Source organism: Streptomyces kronopolitis (assembly GCF_014646275.1).
Lineage (GTDB): Bacteria > Actinomycetota > Actinomycetes > Streptomycetales > Streptomycetaceae > Streptomyces > Streptomyces kronopolitis.
This window is the reverse complement of sequence record NZ_BMND01000056.1, coordinates 1-15,570: the sequence shown is the minus strand read 5'-3', so window position 1 is coordinate 15,570 and position 15,570 is coordinate 1. Positions and strand designations below refer to the sequence as shown.

Here is a 15,570-nt window from a genome sequence, read left to right as displayed (position 1 = left end):
TGGGCGGACAAACCGGACACCATCTTTGTGCACGCGTTCACAAAGACATAGCCTGCAGAAGACAGGGCGGTCGGGTTCCAGACGGTCGCCCGCAGCCCCGCTCTACCCGCAGGAGCACCGTGGCAACTGGCCGAACTCACCGACCGGCGACCCGAAGCCGAGGCATTCCCGAGGCCACCGTCGCCCGTCTCCCGCTGTATCTGCGTGCCCTGACCGCGCTCTCCGAGCGCTCGGTACCCACGGTCTCCTCCGAGGAGCTCGCGGCCGCGGCGGGGGTCAATTCCGCCAAGCTGCGCAAGGACTTCTCCTACCTCGGCTCGTACGGGACCCGCGGCGTCGGCTACGACGTCGAGTACCTCGTCTACCAGATCTCGCGTGAGCTGGGGCTGACCCAGGACTGGCCGGTTGTGATCGTCGGTATCGGTAACCTCGGCGCCGCGCTCGCCAACTACGGGGGCTTCGCCTCGCGCGGGTTCCGGGTCGCTGCGCTGATAGACGCCGACCCGGCCATGGCCGGCAAGCCCGTCGCGGGCATCGGGGTCCAGCACACGGACGAGCTGGAGCACATCATCGAGAGCAACGGCGTCTCGATCGGTGTCATCGCGACGCCGGCCGGGGCCGCCCAGCAGGTCTGCGACCGCCTGGTCGCCGCCGGTGTCACCTCGATCCTCAACTTCGCGCCGACCGTGCTGACCGTCCCCGACGGGGTGGACGTCCGCAAGGTCGACCTGTCCATAGAGCTGCAGATCCTCGCCTTCCACGAGCAGCGCAAGGCGGGTGAGGACGGCGGGCCCGACGGTGGCCCCCCGAGCCCGGCCGCCCGTGCCGCCGCCGCTGCCGTGACCGGCCATCGCAAGGGACCTGACGGGGACGTACCCGCCGTGATGCCGGCATGAGTCTGCTGGTCGTCGGGCTGAGCCACCGCAGCGCGCCGGTGAGCGTGCTGGAGCGGGCCGCCCTCGCCCCGGAGGCGCGCGGCAAGCTGCTGCAGGACGCGGTGTCGGCCGAGCCGGTCACCGAGGCCGCGGTGCTGTCCACCTGCAACCGCATCGAGCTGTACGCCGACGTGGACAAGTTCCACGCCGGTGTCGCCGAGCTGTCCGGCCTCCTGGCCCGGCACGGCGCCGCCGGTCTGGAGGAGCTGACCCCTTATCTGTACGTCCACTACGAGGACCGTGCCGTCCACCACCTCTTCTCGGTGGCCTGCGGCCTGGACTCGATGGTCGTCGGCGAGGGGCAGATCCTCGGGCAGATCAAGGACGCGCTGGCCGTCGCGCAGGAGCTGCACACCGCGGGCCGGCTGCTGAACGACCTGTTCCAGCAGGCCCTGCGGGTCGGCAAGCGGGCGCACAGCGAGACCGGCATCGACAAGGCCGGCCAGTCGCTGGTCACCTTCGGGCTGGAGCAGCTCGCGGCCGGTTCGGACGTGGAGAGCTGGGCGCGGGGCAAGCGGGCGCTGGTCATCGGCGCCGGTTCGATGTCGTCGCTGGCCGCCACCACCCTGGTGCGGGCCGGTGTCGGTGAGCTGGCGGTCGCCAACCGCACCGTCGAGCGCGCCGAGCGGCTGGTCCGGATCCTCACCGAGCCGGGCGGCCCCGGCGCCGCGAGCGGGCTCGCCGCCCGCGCGGTGGCCATGACCACCGTCCCGCAGGAGCTGGCCGCCGCCGACATCGTGGTGTCCTGTACCGGCGCGACCGGCCTGGTCCTGGCCGGTGAGATGGTCGCGGCCGCGCGCCAGGGGAACCCGGCGCCGCTGGCGCTGCTGGACCTCGCGATGCCGCGGGACATAGACGCCGCGGTGCATCGGATCGAGGGCGCGCACCTCGTCGACATCGAGTCGCTGGCCGACGCGTCCGCGGACGCGCCGATGGCGGCCGACGTGGACAAGGTGCGCGGCATCGTCTCCGATGAGGTCGCCGCGTTCGGCGCGGCCCAGCGGGCCGCGCACATCACCCCCACCGTGGTCGCCCTGCGCACCATGGCCGCGGATGTCGTCAGCGGCGAGATCGCCCGGCTCGACGGCCGCCTTCCCGACCTGGACGACAAGCAGCGCGCCGAGATCACCCAGACCGTGCGCCGGGTCGTCGACAAGCTGCTGCACGCGCCCACCGTGCGGGTCAAGCAGCTCGCCAGCGAGCCCGGCGGCGCCGGGTACGCGGACGCACTGCGGGAACTGTTCGACCTCGACCCCGAGACGGTCGCCGCCGTCAGCAGGGCCGACACGCGCGATGCACGGGAGCGGGCATGAACGACAGCACGACACGAGCGCTGAGGCTGGGCACCCGGCGCAGCAAGCTCGCCATGGCCCAGTCCGGGCAGGTCGCCGAGGCGGTCCGGGCGGTGACCGGCCGGCCGGTCGAGCTGGTGGAGATCACCACCTACGGCGACACCTCCCGTGAGCACCTCGCGCAGATCGGCGGCACCGGCGTGTTCGTCTCCGCGCTGCGCGACGCGCTGCTCGCCGGGGAGATCGACTTCGCCGTCCACTCCCTCAAGGACCTGCCCACCGCGCAGCCCGACGAGCTGACCCTGGCGGCCATACCCGTGCGGGAGGACCCCCGCGACGCGCTGATCGCCCGGGACGGCCTCACCTTCGAGCAGCTGCCCGACGGTGCCCGCGTGGGGACCGGCTCCCCCCGGCGGATGGCGCAGCTCAACGCCTGGGCCAGGTCGCTGGGCCGGAGCGTGGAGGCCGTGCCGATACGCGGGAACATCGACACCCGCATCGGCTTCGTCGAGAAGGGCGAACTGGACGCGGTGGTACTCGCCGCCGCCGGACTCACCCGCATCGGCCGCATCGACGAGGCGACGCAGCTGCTGTCGCCCGACGTGGTTTTGCCCGCCCCCGGCCAGGGGGCACTGGCGATCGAGTGCGCTGCGGTCAACGCAGCCCTCGCCGCCCAGCTCGCCGAGCTCGACGACCCGGACACCCGGGCCGCCGTGACCGCCGAGCGCTCCCTGCTCGCCGCCCTGGAGGCCGGCTGCTCCGCACCTGTCGGAGCACTGGCCGACCTCTCCCCGAGCGCTCGACTCCGGTCGAGCGGGGGAGGCTCCACGGCCGATGAGCAGGCTGTCACCGAATTGCATCTGCGCGGTGTCGTCGGCACGACCGACGGCAGCACGCTGGTGCAACTGTCCACCACCGGGCACGTACCCGCCACTCCCGACGACGTGTCGGTCCCGCTGAAGCTGGGCCGTGAACTCGCCGCCGAGATGCTCGCAAAGGGTGCGGCCGGTCTTATGGGGGAGCGAGCACTTTGAACCCCACCGCCCCAAACCATTTCGCCTCCGGTCAGGTCACCTTCCTGGGTGCCGGGCCGGGAGACCCGGGCCTGCTGACGCTGCGTGCCGTGGAGGCACTGGCCTCCGCGGACGTGCTGATCGCCGACCCGCAGGTGCTGGACGTGGTGCGTGTGCATGCACGCGCACAGGTCGACACACCACTGCAGGCGTCAGCTGACGAGGCGTCAATCCCTGCGGACGTACCGGCGCTTCGCGACACCGCCAATCTTGTCATGACGGCGGCCCGTGCGGGCAAGCGGGTCGTGCGCGCCGTCACAGGGGACCCCGGTCTCGACGGGTATGTCGCCGAGGAGATGCTGGCCTGCGCCGCCGAGGGCATCGTCTTCGAGGTGGTGCCCGGTATCGCCGCGGCGGTCGGCGTGCCCGCGTACGCCGGGGTGCCGCTGCGCGACGCCCACGGCACCGACGTGCGGTTCATCGACGCCCGCACCGCCGACGAGCGCTGCTGGACCGAGGTCGGGGCCAGCGATGCCACGGCCGTGGTCTCCACCAGCCTCGACTCGGTGGCCGCGGCCGCCGGTGAGCTGGTGTCCGCCGGCCGCAAGCCGGACACCCCGATGACCGTCACGGTCGCCGGCACCACCACCCGCCAGCGCACCTGGACGGCCACCCTCGGGTCGGTCGCGCAGGTGCTGAAGGCCGCGAAGGTGCTGCCGTCGGCGGACGGCGGCCAGCCGGTCATAGCCGTGGTCGGTGAGCGCAGTGCCGCGGCCCGGCGCGACCCGCTGTCGTGGTTCGAGTCCAAGCCGCTGTTCGGCTGGCGGGTGCTCGTGCCGCGGACCAAGGAGCAGGCCGCTTCGCTCTCCGACCAGCTCGTCTCGTACGGCGCGGTGTCGCACGAGGTCCCCACGATCGCCGTCGAGCCGCCGCGTACCCCGCAGCAGATGGAGCGCGCGGTCAAGGGCCTGGTGACCGGCCGCTACGAGTGGATCGCCTTCACCTCGGTCAACGCCGTCAAGGCGGTCCGGGAGAAGTTCGAGGAGTACGGCCTGGACGCCCGGGCCTTCGCCGGGATCAAGGTCGCCGCGGTCGGCGAGCAGACCGCCAAGGCGCTGGTCGCCTTCGGTGTGAAGCCCGACCTGGTGCCGAGCGGCGAGCAGTCGGCCGCCGGGCTGCTGGAGGACTGGCCGCCCTACGACCCGGTCTTCGACCCGATCGACCGCGTCTTCCTGCCGCGTGCCGACATCGCCACCGAGACCCTGGTGGCGGGCCTGATCGAGCTGGGCTGGGAGGTGGACGACGTCACCGCCTACCGGACGGTGCGCGCCTCGCCGCCGCCGGCCGAGACCCGTGAGGCGATCAAGGGCGGCGGCTTCGACGCGGTGCTGTTCACGTCGTCGTCGACGGTGCGGAACCTCGTCGGGATCGCGGGCAAGCCGCACAACGTGACGGTGATCGCCTGTATCGGCCCGGCCACCGCCAAGACCGCCGAGGAGCACGGTCTGCGGGTGGACGTCATGTCGCCCGAGCCGTCGGTGCACAAGCTGGCCGAGGCGCTCGCGGACTTCGGCGCGGCGCGCCGCGATGCCGCGCTGGAGGCAGGGGACCCGGTCACCCGGCCGAGCGAGCGGCGACCCGGTTCGCGCCGGAGAGCGCGTAGCTGAGCGGTCGTACGTGTGGCTTGAAGGGCGCCTCCTTTGGGGGCGCCCTTCTGCGTGTCCGCCGTCTGTTTCCGTCAGTGCTCGGCGGCGTACGGGAGGAACGCGGCCCAGGTGGTGGGGGCGATGGTGAGACGGGGGCCGTCGGGGTTCTTGGAGTCGCGGACGAGGACGCTGTCGGAGGCGGTCGCGACCTCGACGCACTGAGCCCCTTCGTCGGTGCTGTAGCTGCTCTTTTGCCAGGCCACCTCGACGCACTCCGGCCCGTCACCGGTGCTGTAGCTGCTCTTTATCCATGCCAGGGCGGAGCCGTTCCCGCCGGAGGGCTTGAGTGTCATGTCTCTCCCCGCACTTTCTCGATGAAGGCAAGCGACTCCCGTGGGGTGAGTGCCTGCGCCCGGATCATGCCATAGCGCAATTCAAGGATCTGGAGCTCCTTGGGATTGGAGATCACCCGGCTGGCGAGCTGGCTCTCGTTATGCCCGATGGTGGAGCCGTCCTTCAGCCGGAGTAGCTGAAACGGCCCTTCGAGCCCCGCATTTTCCTCGCGGCTCAGAGGCAGGACCTGGATCGACACGTTCGACAACTGCCCGACCTCCAACAACCGTTCGAGCTGTTTGCGCAGGACCATTCTGCCCCCGGTGCAGCGCCGTAGCGTCGCCTCGCATTGAACGAAGCTGAGCACCGGCAGTCCTGTTGTGGTGCTGATGATCCCCTGGCGGTCCATGCGACCGGCCACGCGCCGTTCGATCTCGTTCTGTGGGAAGGGTGGTTGCCGGTTTCCGATCACCGCGTGCGCGTAGTCATCCGTCTGCAACAACCCATGAATCACCGAGTTGTTGTACGCGCACAGCTCGACCGACTCGGCCTCCAGCTTCTTCAAGTCCCGTACTTTCTTGGGGTACTTGATCGCGGCCACGTCCGCCTTCAGCGCCGCGACCTTGCCGCCCGCGCCCGTGACCTCGTCCGTGCGGTCCAGGAACTCCGGCCGGGGGATCCGGCGGCCGCGTTCCACGGAGGAGACCGTCTCCTCGCCGTATCCGATCGCCGCGCCTAATTCCGTCTGGGTGAGGCCGGCCGCCTCCCGCCAGAGCTTCACCTGCCGGGCCACGGCCTTCATCACCGCACTGGCCTCGTCGTCGTCCATTCCCGTGTCCCAGTCATCCACGTCTGCCGCCGCCCCTCCGCCGAGCCGTACGCGTCCAACTCCGGTCGCCCGTGCCCCGTCACCCCGGACGACCCGGACAGAGCCGGACCGCAGCCGGACAGACACCGTGAGCACGGGTGTCAGCACTTCTCAGGCTAATGACGAATGGCCACGCTGTGTGACATGAATCAGCGAATCACCCGAACCAGCAGTTCCGCTACGGGTCTCGCGGCGGACCCCGCGCCGTCCCTCCGGTACTCCGTTCCGCTCTCCGCGACGCCCCGGGGTGCCCGGCTGGCGCGCATCCTCGCGGTGGAGCAACTGGCCTCGTGGGGGCTGCCCTTCGACCCCGCGCGGCTGCTCGTCGCCGAGCTGGCGGCGAACGCGGTGCAGCACGGCCGCGTCGCCGGGCGGAGTTTCCGGCTCACGCTCGCCGTCGTCCCGCCCGCCACGCTCCGTATCGAGGTGACCGATACCCGCGGTGACCGGCTGCCCGTCCGCGCACCCGACCCCGGCGGCACCCTGTCCGAGTCCGGGCACGGGCTGCTGCTCGTCGCGGAGACGGCGGACCGCTGGGGCGTCGAGGAGGGGCCGGTGCCGTGCAAGACCGTGTGGGCGGAGCTGGATCTCGGCCCGGATGCCGGGCGCTGAACCGGAGCCCGGAAACGCGGGACCCGGTGGGCCGGGTGGCGGTGCGGCGGGCGGTCAAAGACAGAGAACCCCTGGGAAAGAACCCTCCCCAACCCACCAAACCCCGTGTACGTCACCCATGGGGGTGAACCGGTTCAACTCGGCTGGCGCGTGGGCGACTTGGGTGGGCAGGCTCGGGCCTGACGACCACAGACATGCGTCGGCCCCCGCCGGGACTGCAATCCCATGCGAGGGCCTGACCACCAGAGGAAGCGACCCTTCCTGATGGCTGAGAGGAAGCGACTCTTCCCGATGGCTGAAGAGAAGCCTAACCGTGCCGCGCGCCCGTATTCCCGTGTTCGGCGAAGTGCCGCCCACAACGGGGTGACCCACATCCGGCCGTACCAGCCGGACCGGTACACGATCATCGGCAACCACCTCGCCCAGCACCGCGAGCTGTCCCTGACCGCGATCGGGGTGGGCACCCACATCCTGTCGCTGCCCGAGGGTGCCGCCGTCGACATCCGCAGCCTCGCCGCCCGCTTCCCCGAGGGGCGGGACCGGATCGCCTTCGCCCTGCGGGAGTTGGAGGCGTACGGATATGTCGAGCGGGTGCGGGAGAGGACGGCTGACGGCCGGGTGCTGACCCGTACGTACGCGCATCACGCGCCCGGCGTCCCGGAGGAAGCCCGTGCGGCCCGGGCGCCACAGCCGCCGCCTGCGCCGCCGGTGCCGCCCGCGCCGCTGGTGCCGCCGGATCCCGAGCCCGTCCCTGACTCCGTCCCAGGGCCCGTCCCCGAACCCGACCCGGAAAACGTCCCGGAAATCGCCCCGGAGCCCGGCCCGGAAATCGTCCCGGAACTCGTCCCCGAGGCGACCCCGGACGCGCACCAGGTCACGGCCCGTGCCCTGCTCGCGTCGCTGCGCCGGACCGATGACCGGCTCACCCTCTCCGGGCGGGACGTGCGGCGCCTCGCCTCCGCCGTGGCCGCCTGGTTCGAGAACGGCGCCACGGCCGCGGCCGTCCACCGGACGCTGACCGCCGCTCTCCCGGCCGAGCTGAAGAACCCGGCGGGGCTGCTCGCGCACCGTCTCCGGGAGATGCTTCCGCCGCCGCTGCCCCCGGGGCGTGAGACCACCCCGGACGACCCCTGCCCGCCCGGTCCGCAGCCCTTCCAGACCTGCGACGGCTGCGAACGCGCGTTCCGGGCGCGGGAGCCCGGGCGGTGCCGGGACTGCCGCCCGGGGCCGGCGTCCGGTGAGGCCGTCGACGGTCCCGCCGTGGCGGCCTGAGCGGGGCGGTCCGCGGAGCCTTCCGCTCCGACGACAGGTCGGCAAAAGTCCGACGGTACGTCGGCAAAGGCAGGCGTAGGGCGGGCGTAGCGTGGTCGGTATGACGAAGTACGGAAGCTTCCCAGGGGCGCGGCCGCGGCGCCTGCGGACCACCCCCGCCATGCGGCGGATGGTCGCGGAGCACCGGCTGCACCCGGCCGATCTGATCCTGCCCGCGTTCGTGCGCGAGGGGATCAGCGCGCCGGTGCCGATCTCCGCGATGCCGGGCGTCGTCCAGCACACGCGGGACACGCTGCGCAAGGCCGCCGTGGAGGCGGTCGAGGCGGGGGTCGCCGGGATCATGCTGTTCGGGGTGCCCGAGGACGAGAAGAAGGACGCCCTCGGCACGGCGGGCACGGACCCGGACGGCATCCTGCAGCTGGCGATCCGGGACGTGCGGGCCGAGGTCGGCGACGATCTCGTGATCATGTCGGACCTGTGCCTGGACGAGTACACCGACCACGGCCACTGCGGCGTGCTGGACGCGGACGGGCGGGTCGACAACGACGCGACGCTGGAGCGCTACGCCGAGATGGCGCAGGTGCAGGCCGACGCGGGCGTCCACACCGTGGGTCCCAGCGGGATGATGGACGGCCAGGTCGGCGTGGTCAGGGACGCCCTGGACCAGACCGGGCACGAGGACGTGTCGATCCTCGCCTACACCGCGAAGTATTCCTCCGCGTTCTACGGGCCGTTCCGGGAGGCCGTCGGCTCCTCGCTCCAGGGTGACCGGAAGACCTACCAGCAGGACCCGGCGAACCTCCGGGAGTCGCTGCGCGAGCTGGCGCTCGACCTCGACGAGGGCGCCGACATGGTGATGGTCAAGCCGGCGCTGCCGTACCTCGATGTCCTCGCGAAGATCGCGGACTCGGTGGACGTGCCGGTCGCCGCGTACCAGATCTCCGGGGAGTACGCGATGGTCGAGGCGGCCGCCGAGAAGGGCTGGATCGACCGCGACAAGGCGATCCTGGAGGCGCTGACCGGCATCAAGCGGGCCGGTGCGGACATGATCCTGACGTACTGGGCGACGGAGGTCGCGCAGGGCCTGTGAGGCGCCCGGCGCACCGTCCGCCGCAGCTCCCGCCCCGGATTCCGGGGCGGGAGCTTTGTCGTTGCCGGGCACGTTTTGACCGCCGCATGCCGGGCACGGACCGAATGCAAGGCCGATTGCAGGACCGATTGCAGGATCGATTGCAAGGCCGATTTTCAGGAAGATCCCGACCGATCGAGGAGCGGGTAACCATGACCGCCAAGCGCAAGATGCAGGCCAAGGGCGCGCAGGTCATCGGCGCCATGAAGGAAGTCGTCGGCCGGGCCACGCACAACCCCAAGCTCCAGGCCGAGGGCAAGGCGGAGAAGACCGCCGGGCACGGGCTGGACGCGAGCGAGAAGACCAAGGACGCGGCGCGCAAGCACATGCCCTGACCGCAGCCCCGGTCCGGATCGGCGTCTCAGCGGGTGACGGCCCGGGCGAGCACCCTCGTCACGTCCGCGACCAGCGCATCGTCGCCGGGCGCTGACTGCTCGGCGCTCCCTGTGAGCACGGCCAGCACGATCGGGGTGCCGTCCGGGGTCCAGGCCACGCCCACGTCGTTGGCGGTGCCGTACGAGCCGGTGCCGGTCTTGTCGGCGATGTTCCAGTCACGGGGCAGCGCGGCGCGGAAGCGGTCCGTGTTGGTCTCGTTGGCCTTCATCCAGGCCGTCAGCCGGGCCCGGTCCACCGGCGTGAGCGCGTCGCCCACCAGCAGCCGGGCGAAGGTGCGGCCGATGGCGGCGGGGGTGGTGGTGTCCGTCCTGCGCCAGGGCTCGGCCGTGTTGAGGTCCGGCTCCCAGCGGTCGAGGCGGGTGGCGGGGTCGCCGAGGGAGCGGGCGAAGCCGGTGACGGCGGTGGGGCCGCCGAGTTCCCGCAGCAGGAGGTTGGCCGCCGTGTTGTCGCTGCGCTGGACGGCGGCGGCGCACAGCTCGGCGACCGTCATGCCGGTGGCGAGACGGGCCTCGGTGACGGGGGAGTTGGCGATGAGGTCGGCGCGGGTGTAGTGGATGCGGCGGGCGAGCGTCTCCCCGTGGTGGTCGAGATCGCGCAGCACCGCCCCTACGGCGAGGGCCTTGAAGACCGAGCACATGGGGGCGCGGGTGTCGGCGCGGTAGGCGACCGTGGCGCCGGTGGCGGTGTTGTGCGCGTAGGCGCCGATGCGGGCGTGGCGGGTCTGCTCCAGGCGGCGCAGGGCCGAGCGGGCGTCCTCGGACGACGGGGCCTTCGCGGCGGGGCCCTTCGCGGCGGCGGGATCCTGCGCGGTGGCGGGTCCGGCCGATCCCGCCAGCAGGCCGGCCGCCAGCAGTCCGGTGCCCGTTCCGAGCAGGGCCCGCCGGGTCGGTACGGTGCCGGTCCCGCTGTTCTCGTACATCGCTGTCCTGCCCCTCCATGGAGAAAAAACGGAGCGGCCCCGTACAACAGCTGCGTTGTACGGGGCCGTTGCGGCCGGAGCCTAGGCGACGACGGGCTCGACGACGGGCTCAGAGGCGCTCGGGGGTGCGGATTCCGAGCAGGGCCATGCCCTGGTGGAGGGTGCGGGCGGTCAGGTCGCAGAGGAACAGCCGGTTCGCGAGCTGATCCGGGCCGCCCTCGGCCTTCAGGACCGGGCACTGGTCGTAGAAGGTCGTGAAGAGCGAGGCGAGGCCGTAGAGGTACGCGGCGACCTTGTGCGGCTCGTACGCGGCGGCGGCCTCGGCGAGCACCTCGCCGAACTGGTCGAGATGCAGGCCCAGCGCCCGCTCCGCCGGGGCGAGCGGCAGCTCGGGGTGCGCCGCGGGGGCCGCGTCACCGGCCTTGCGGAAGATCGACCGGATCCGGGCGTAGGCGTACTGGAGGTACACCGAGGTGTCGCCGTTGAGCGAGACCATCTGGTCCAGGTCGAACTTGTAGTCGCGGCTGGCCGAGGTCGACAGGTCCGCGTACTTCACCGCGCCGATGCCGACCTGCGCGCCGTTCTCGGTGATCTCCTGCTCGGTCAGGCCGACCGCCGCGCCCTTCTCGCGCACCACCGTCGTCGCCCGCTCGGCCGCCTCGTCGAGGAGGTCCTCCAGGCGCACGGTCTCGCCCGCACGGGTCTTGAACGGCTTGCCGTCCGCACCGAGGACCGTGCCGTAGCCCATGTTGTGCGCGGTGATGCCGTCGGTGAGCCAGCCCGCCCGGCGGGCCGTCTCGAAGACCATCTTGAAGTGCAGCGACTGGCGGACGTCGACGACATACAGCAGCGTCGTCGCCTTCAGGTCCAGGACGCGGTTGCGGATCGCGGAGAGGTCGGAGGCCGCGTAGCCGAAGCCGCCGTCCGCCTTCTGCACGATCAGCGGCACCGGCTGGTCGTCCTTGCCGCGGATCTCGTCGAAGAAGACCACCAGCGCACCCTCGGAGCGGACGGCGACGCCCGACTCCTCCAGCAGCCGCGCCGTCTCGGCCATCATGTCGTTGTACGCGGACTCGCCGACGATCTCGTCGTCGCGGATCTCCATGTCCAGCTTCTCGAAGACCGAGTAGAAGTAGACCTTCGACTCGTCCACGAACCGCTGCCACAGGTCGAGGGTCTCCTTGTCGCCGCTCTGGAGCGCCACGACCCGCTTCCGGGCCCGCTCCTTGAACTGCTCGTCGGAGTCGAAGACGGCGCGCGAGGCCTTGTAGACGCGGTTGAGATTGCTCATCGCCTGCTCGCCGTCGACGTCGGCCGCCGGGGCCAGCTCGCCGGGGTTCTCGATGAGGTACTGGATGAGCATGCCGAACTGGGTGCCCCAGTCGCCGATGTGGTGCCGGCCGATCGTCCGCTCGCCGGTGAAGTCCAGCATGTGGCGCAGGGCGTCGCCGATGACCGCCGAGCGCAGGTGCCCGACGTGCATCTCCTTGGCGACGTTCGGCTGGGCGTAGTCGATGACCGTGACGCCGGGGTTCTCCTTCAGCGGGACGCCGAGCCGGTCGTCGGCGGCGCGCGCGGCCAGCGTCTCGGTGATCGCCCGGTCGGTGACCGTGATGTTGAGGAAGCCGGGGCCGGAGACCTCGACCTCCTGGAAGAGGGGGTTCTCGCCGATCTCCGCGACGACCTTGGTCGCCAGCTCCCGCGGATTGCCCTTGAGCTTCTTCGCGAGCGCCAGCATGCCGTTGGCCTGGTAGTCGGCCCGGTCGCTACGTCGCAGCAACGGGTCGGCGGCGCCGGCCTCCGGCAGGGCTGCCGAGAGGGCGTCCGCGACGCGCTGGTGGACCGAAGCTGCGAGGGAGGTGACCGAGGCCATGGAGAGGTGCTCTCTTCCAGAAGGGAGGTGTCGTCGGAGTGGAAAGGGTTTGCCAATGAGTATCCCACGGCACTACCACTGAATTTCCGTCTGGGACAATGGGCACCGTCAGGCTTTTGTGCGTCCGCGCGCAGGACGGCGCAATGGGGATACATCAGGAAGAGGAAGGGCCGATCGTGGCTCAGCAGAGCACCGAGACCGACTGGGTCTCCAGGTTCGCCGACGAGGTCATTGCCGAGGCGGAGCGCCGCGCCCCGGGCAAAACGGCACCCGGTGACTCCGCGCCGGTGATCGTCTGCGCCTCGGGCCTGAGCCCGTCCGGCCCGATCCACCTCGGCAACCTCCGCGAGGTCATGACCCCGCATTTCGTCGCCGACGAGATCCGCCGCCGCGGGTACGAGGTCCGCCACCTCATCTCGTGGGACGACTACGACCGCTACCGCAAGGTCCCCGACGGCGTCCCGGGTGTCGACGATTCCTGGGCCGAGCACATCGGCAAGCCGCTGACCGCGGTGCCGGCCCCGGCCGGCTCGGCGTACCCGAGCTGGGCGGAGCACTTCAAGGCCGCCATGGCCGAGTCGCTCGCCGAGATGGGCGTGGAGTTCGACGGCATCAGCCAGACCGAGCAGTACACCTCCGGCGCCTACCGCGAGCAGATCCTGCACGCGATGAAGCACCGCGCGGACATCGACGCGATCCTCGGCCAGTACCGCACGAAGAAGGCCCCGGCCAAGAAGTCGCAGAAGCCCGTCGACGAGGCCGAGCTGGAGGCCGCCGAGGGCTCGGGCGCGGCCGGCGAGGACGACGGCAGCGGCGGCTCGGCCGGCTACTTCCCGTACAAGCCGTACTGCGAGCGGTGCGAGAAGGACCTGACCACGGTCACCTCGTACGACGACGAGACCACCGAACTCGCCTACACCTGCACGGAGTGCGGCTTCGGCGAGACGGTCCGGCTCAGCGAGTTCGACCGCGGCAAGCTGGTCTGGAAGGTCGACTGGCCGATGCGGTGGGCCTACGAGGGCGTGGTCTTCGAGCCGTCCGGTGTGGACCACTCCTCGCCCGGCTCGTCCTTCGTCGTCGGCGGCCAGATCGTCCGGCAGATCTTCGGCGGCGAGCAGCCGATCGGTCCCATGTACGCCTTCGTCGGCATCAGCGGCATGGCCAAGATGTCCTCGTCGCGCGGCGGGGTGCCGACGCCGGGTGACGCGCTGAAGATCATGGAGGCGCCGCTGCTGCGCTGGCTGTACGCGCGCCGCCGGCCCAACCAGTCCTTCAAGATCGCCTTCGACCAGGAGATCCAGCGGCTCTACGACGAGTGGGACAAGCTGGAGGCCAAGGTCGCGGACGGCACCGCGCTGCCGGCCGACGCCGCCGCGCACTCCCGCGCGGCCCGGACCGCCGCCGGTGAGCTGCCGCGCACCCCGCGCCCGCTGCCGTACCGCACGCTCGCCTCGGTCGCGGACATCACCGCGGGCCACGACGAGCAGACGCTGCGGATCCTCGGCGAGCTGGACCCGGCCAACCCCGTCACGGACCTGGACGAGACCCGCCCGCGGCTCGACAAGGCCGAGTACTGGATCAACACCCAGGTCCCGGCCGAGCAGCGCACCATCGTCCGCGCCGAGCCCGACAAGGAGCTGCTCGCCACCCTCGACGAGCAGGCCCGCGGCTCGCTGCGGCTGCTGCTGGACGGCCTCGCCACGCACTGGTCGCTGGACGGGCTGACCACGCTGGTCTACGGCGTGCCGAAGGTGCAGGCGGGCCTGGAGCCGGACGCCAAGCCGACCCCGGAACTGAAGGTCGCCCAGCGCGCCTTCTTCGCCCTCCTCTACAACCTCCTGGTCGGCCGCGACACCGGGCCGCGGCTGCCCACGCTGCTGCTGGCCGTGGGTGCCGAGCGGGTGCGGACGTTGCTGGGGGGCTGACCGGGCTTCGTGGCCGACGGGCGTCCGTCGGTGGCTGACGGACGCCCGTCGGTGGCTGACGGGCCGTCGGAGTGTCGTCGTCGGGGAGTCGTAGACACCCCGGGGGCGTCTCCGACCGGCGGATGACAGCGGGATGAGAAGGGTTCGGCCCCGGGGACGAGGATTCCCGGGGCCGAACCCTTCACGCTGGAGCCATGAGGGGAATCTTAGGTTTCATCATCATGATCCAGGGCGTGATGGGATTCGTCGGGCAGGTCTTCTTCGACCACGCCTGGGGATTGCTGCCCCACTGGTTCGATCTGCCGTCGGCCGCCTATGTCGGCCTCTTCGCGGCGGGTGCGGCACTGGCCGTCTGGGGGGACGCGGACAAGAAGCGCAAGGCGAAGCGGCTGAGGGATCAGACGGGGGCCGGGGCGGTCTAGCGGTCCAGGGGCCCGTTGCCGTACGGATCCGGCATGTGGTCAGGCGATGTGCTCGTCCATCATTTCCGCGTTGAGGCGGTCGCTGAACTGGTCCATGTAGCGGTTGAGTTCGCGCGATTGCAGACGGATCGCGAACTGCGCCTCCACATTGGCCGCGAACGCGCCCGGGGTCGGCATGCCCTCGCCCTCTATCGAGTGCCGGAAGACCTGGTAGAGATCCTCGTCGGCGGGGGTGGGGGCGGGGGCGGCCGGTTGCGGGGCCGGGGCAGGGTGTGGGGCCGGCTCCGGGTGTGGCTGGGGGGTTGATCGGGGGTCTGCCTGCGGGTTCGCGTGCGGGGTGCCCTTGCCGAGGGGGCGGGTGCCGCCCGCGCCGTTCGGTACCGGGACCTGGGGGTCGGGGTCCGGGGTGCGCGGCGCCGGTACCGGGTCCTGCCCGTGCGTCGGCGGCTGCTGGTGCTCGTCGTGGGCGGGCCGGTGCTCCTGCTGCGGGACGAACGCCGGGTCGTAATCGCCCTGGTAGGCCACCTGCTGCGGCGCCGCGAACCACTGGCTCGGAGCGCCCTGGGGCGGCACCCCCTGGGGCGGCATTTCCTGGGCGGGGGTTCCCTGGGCGGGCGTTGCCTGGGTCGGTACTGCCTGGGTCGGCGCTGCCTGGGTCGGCCCCTGGGGCGGTATCTCCCGGGGGGCCGGCTCCGGGGTGGGCGGCACGGGGGAGGTCTGCTCGGGGGCGGGCGGCGTGGGGCGCGGTGCCGCCGGCAGCAGCTGCGGTTCGATGCCCGCGGCGGCCAGCCCCGCGGGAGCGGTCTGGGCCAGCGGCACCCCGAACCGGGCGAGCCGTAGCGGCATCAGGGACTCCACGGGGGCCTTGCGGCGCCAGGCCCGTCCGAACCGGGAACGCAGGCGGGCCTGGTACACCAGCCGCTCCTGCTCCAGCT

General features: G+C 71.7%; 14 protein-coding genes and 1 pseudogene. 10 read left to right on the top strand and 5 right to left on the bottom strand.

The window, feature by feature from the left end; genetic code table 11:
- The first annotated feature begins 119 nt into the window (after window positions 1-119).
- From IEY78_RS31925 to IEY78_RS31910, 4 genes are read left to right on the top strand one after another with little or no spacing between them, the layout of a single operon-like run.
- Window positions 120-896: a redox-sensing transcriptional repressor Rex gene (locus tag IEY78_RS31925; protein WP_189104314.1), complete on the top strand. Its 777-nt coding sequence runs from the start codon at window positions 120-122 to the stop codon at window positions 894-896.
- Window positions 893-2,248 carry a glutamyl-tRNA reductase gene (locus tag IEY78_RS31920; RefSeq protein WP_189104313.1) on the top strand — a complete coding sequence of 452 codons (1,356 nt, stop codon included), beginning with the start codon at window positions 893-895 and terminating at the stop codon, window positions 2,246-2,248. The genes IEY78_RS31925 and IEY78_RS31920 overlap by 4 nt, the downstream gene beginning before the upstream one ends.
- The gene (hemC, locus tag IEY78_RS31915) at window positions 2,245-3,261 is read left to right on the top strand and encodes a hydroxymethylbilane synthase (RefSeq protein WP_189104312.1); all 1,017 of its coding nucleotides are present in this window, start codon (window positions 2,245-2,247) and stop codon (window positions 3,259-3,261) included. Before IEY78_RS31920 ends, hemC begins: the two co-directional genes overlap by 4 nt.
- Window positions 3,258-4,907: a bifunctional uroporphyrinogen-III C-methyltransferase/uroporphyrinogen-III synthase gene (locus IEY78_RS31910; RefSeq protein ID WP_189104310.1), complete on the top strand. Its 1,650-nt coding sequence runs from the start codon at window positions 3,258-3,260 to the stop codon at window positions 4,905-4,907. The genes hemC and IEY78_RS31910 overlap by 4 nt, the downstream gene beginning before the upstream one ends.
- Window positions 4,908-4,978: 71 nt before the next feature.
- On the opposite strand, the gene IEY78_RS31905 is transcribed toward IEY78_RS31910, so the two are convergent.
- Complete coding sequence (locus IEY78_RS31905; protein ID WP_189104308.1) at window positions 4,979-5,239, bottom strand: DUF397 domain-containing protein; 261 nt, start codon at window positions 5,237-5,239, stop codon at window positions 4,979-4,981.
- Complete coding sequence (locus IEY78_RS31900) at window positions 5,236-6,048, bottom strand: helix-turn-helix domain-containing protein (RefSeq protein WP_189104306.1); 813 nt, start codon at window positions 6,046-6,048, stop codon at window positions 5,236-5,238. Before IEY78_RS31900 ends, IEY78_RS31905 begins: the two co-directional genes overlap by 4 nt.
- A gap of 183 nt (window positions 6,049-6,231) precedes the next feature.
- On the opposite strand from IEY78_RS31900, the gene IEY78_RS31895 reads away from it, so the two are divergent.
- The 4 genes from IEY78_RS31895 to IEY78_RS31880 all read left to right on the top strand — a co-directional run bounded on the left by IEY78_RS31895 (window position 6,232) and on the right by IEY78_RS31880 (window position 9,435).
- The gene (locus IEY78_RS31895) at window positions 6,232-6,699 is read left to right on the top strand and encodes an ATP-binding protein (RefSeq protein WP_229700300.1); all 468 of its coding nucleotides are present in this window, start codon (window positions 6,232-6,234) and stop codon (window positions 6,697-6,699) included.
- 291 nt (window positions 6,700-6,990) lie between these two features.
- A complete protein-coding gene (locus IEY78_RS31890; RefSeq protein WP_189104302.1) occupies window positions 6,991-7,971 on the top strand; it encodes a helix-turn-helix domain-containing protein in 981 nt (326 codons plus the stop codon).
- Window positions 7,972-8,071: 100 nt separating this feature from the next.
- On the top strand, window positions 8,072-9,061 hold the full coding sequence (hemB, locus tag IEY78_RS31885; RefSeq protein ID WP_189104301.1) for a porphobilinogen synthase: 990 nt from the start codon (window positions 8,072-8,074) through the stop codon (window positions 9,059-9,061).
- Window positions 9,062-9,252: 191 nt separating this feature from the next.
- On the top strand, window positions 9,253-9,435 hold the full coding sequence (locus IEY78_RS31880) for a CsbD family protein (protein ID WP_189104299.1): 183 nt from the start codon (window positions 9,253-9,255) through the stop codon (window positions 9,433-9,435).
- A 26-nt stretch (window positions 9,436-9,461) separates the two neighbouring features.
- Here IEY78_RS31880 and bla read toward each other — a convergent pair whose 3' ends face one another.
- Window positions 9,462-10,415 (bottom strand): class A beta-lactamase, encoded by a 954-nt coding sequence (gene bla / locus IEY78_RS31875; RefSeq protein ID WP_189104297.1) that lies wholly within the window; start codon window positions 10,413-10,415, stop codon window positions 9,462-9,464.
- A gap of 109 nt (window positions 10,416-10,524) precedes the next feature.
- Window positions 10,525-12,288 carry an arginine--tRNA ligase gene (argS, locus tag IEY78_RS31870; protein WP_189104295.1) on the bottom strand — a complete coding sequence of 588 codons (1,764 nt, stop codon included), beginning with the start codon at window positions 12,286-12,288 and terminating at the stop codon, window positions 10,525-10,527.
- Window positions 12,289-12,464: 176 nt separating this feature from the next.
- On the opposite strand from argS, the gene lysS reads away from it, so the two are divergent.
- Together lysS and IEY78_RS31860 are read left to right on the top strand one after the other, a co-directional pair.
- A complete protein-coding gene (gene lysS, locus IEY78_RS31865; protein ID WP_189104294.1) occupies window positions 12,465-14,213 on the top strand; it encodes a lysine--tRNA ligase in 1,749 nt (582 codons plus the stop codon).
- A gap of 194 nt (window positions 14,214-14,407) precedes the next feature.
- Window positions 14,408-14,635 carry a hypothetical protein gene (locus IEY78_RS31860; protein ID WP_189104292.1) on the top strand — a complete coding sequence of 76 codons (228 nt, stop codon included), beginning with the start codon at window positions 14,408-14,410 and terminating at the stop codon, window positions 14,633-14,635.
- A gap of 39 nt (window positions 14,636-14,674) precedes the next feature.
- Here the strand turns inward: IEY78_RS31860 and IEY78_RS31855 are convergent.
- A pseudogene (locus tag IEY78_RS31855) lies at window positions 14,675-15,570 on the bottom strand (DUF2637 domain-containing protein); the annotation flags it as partial.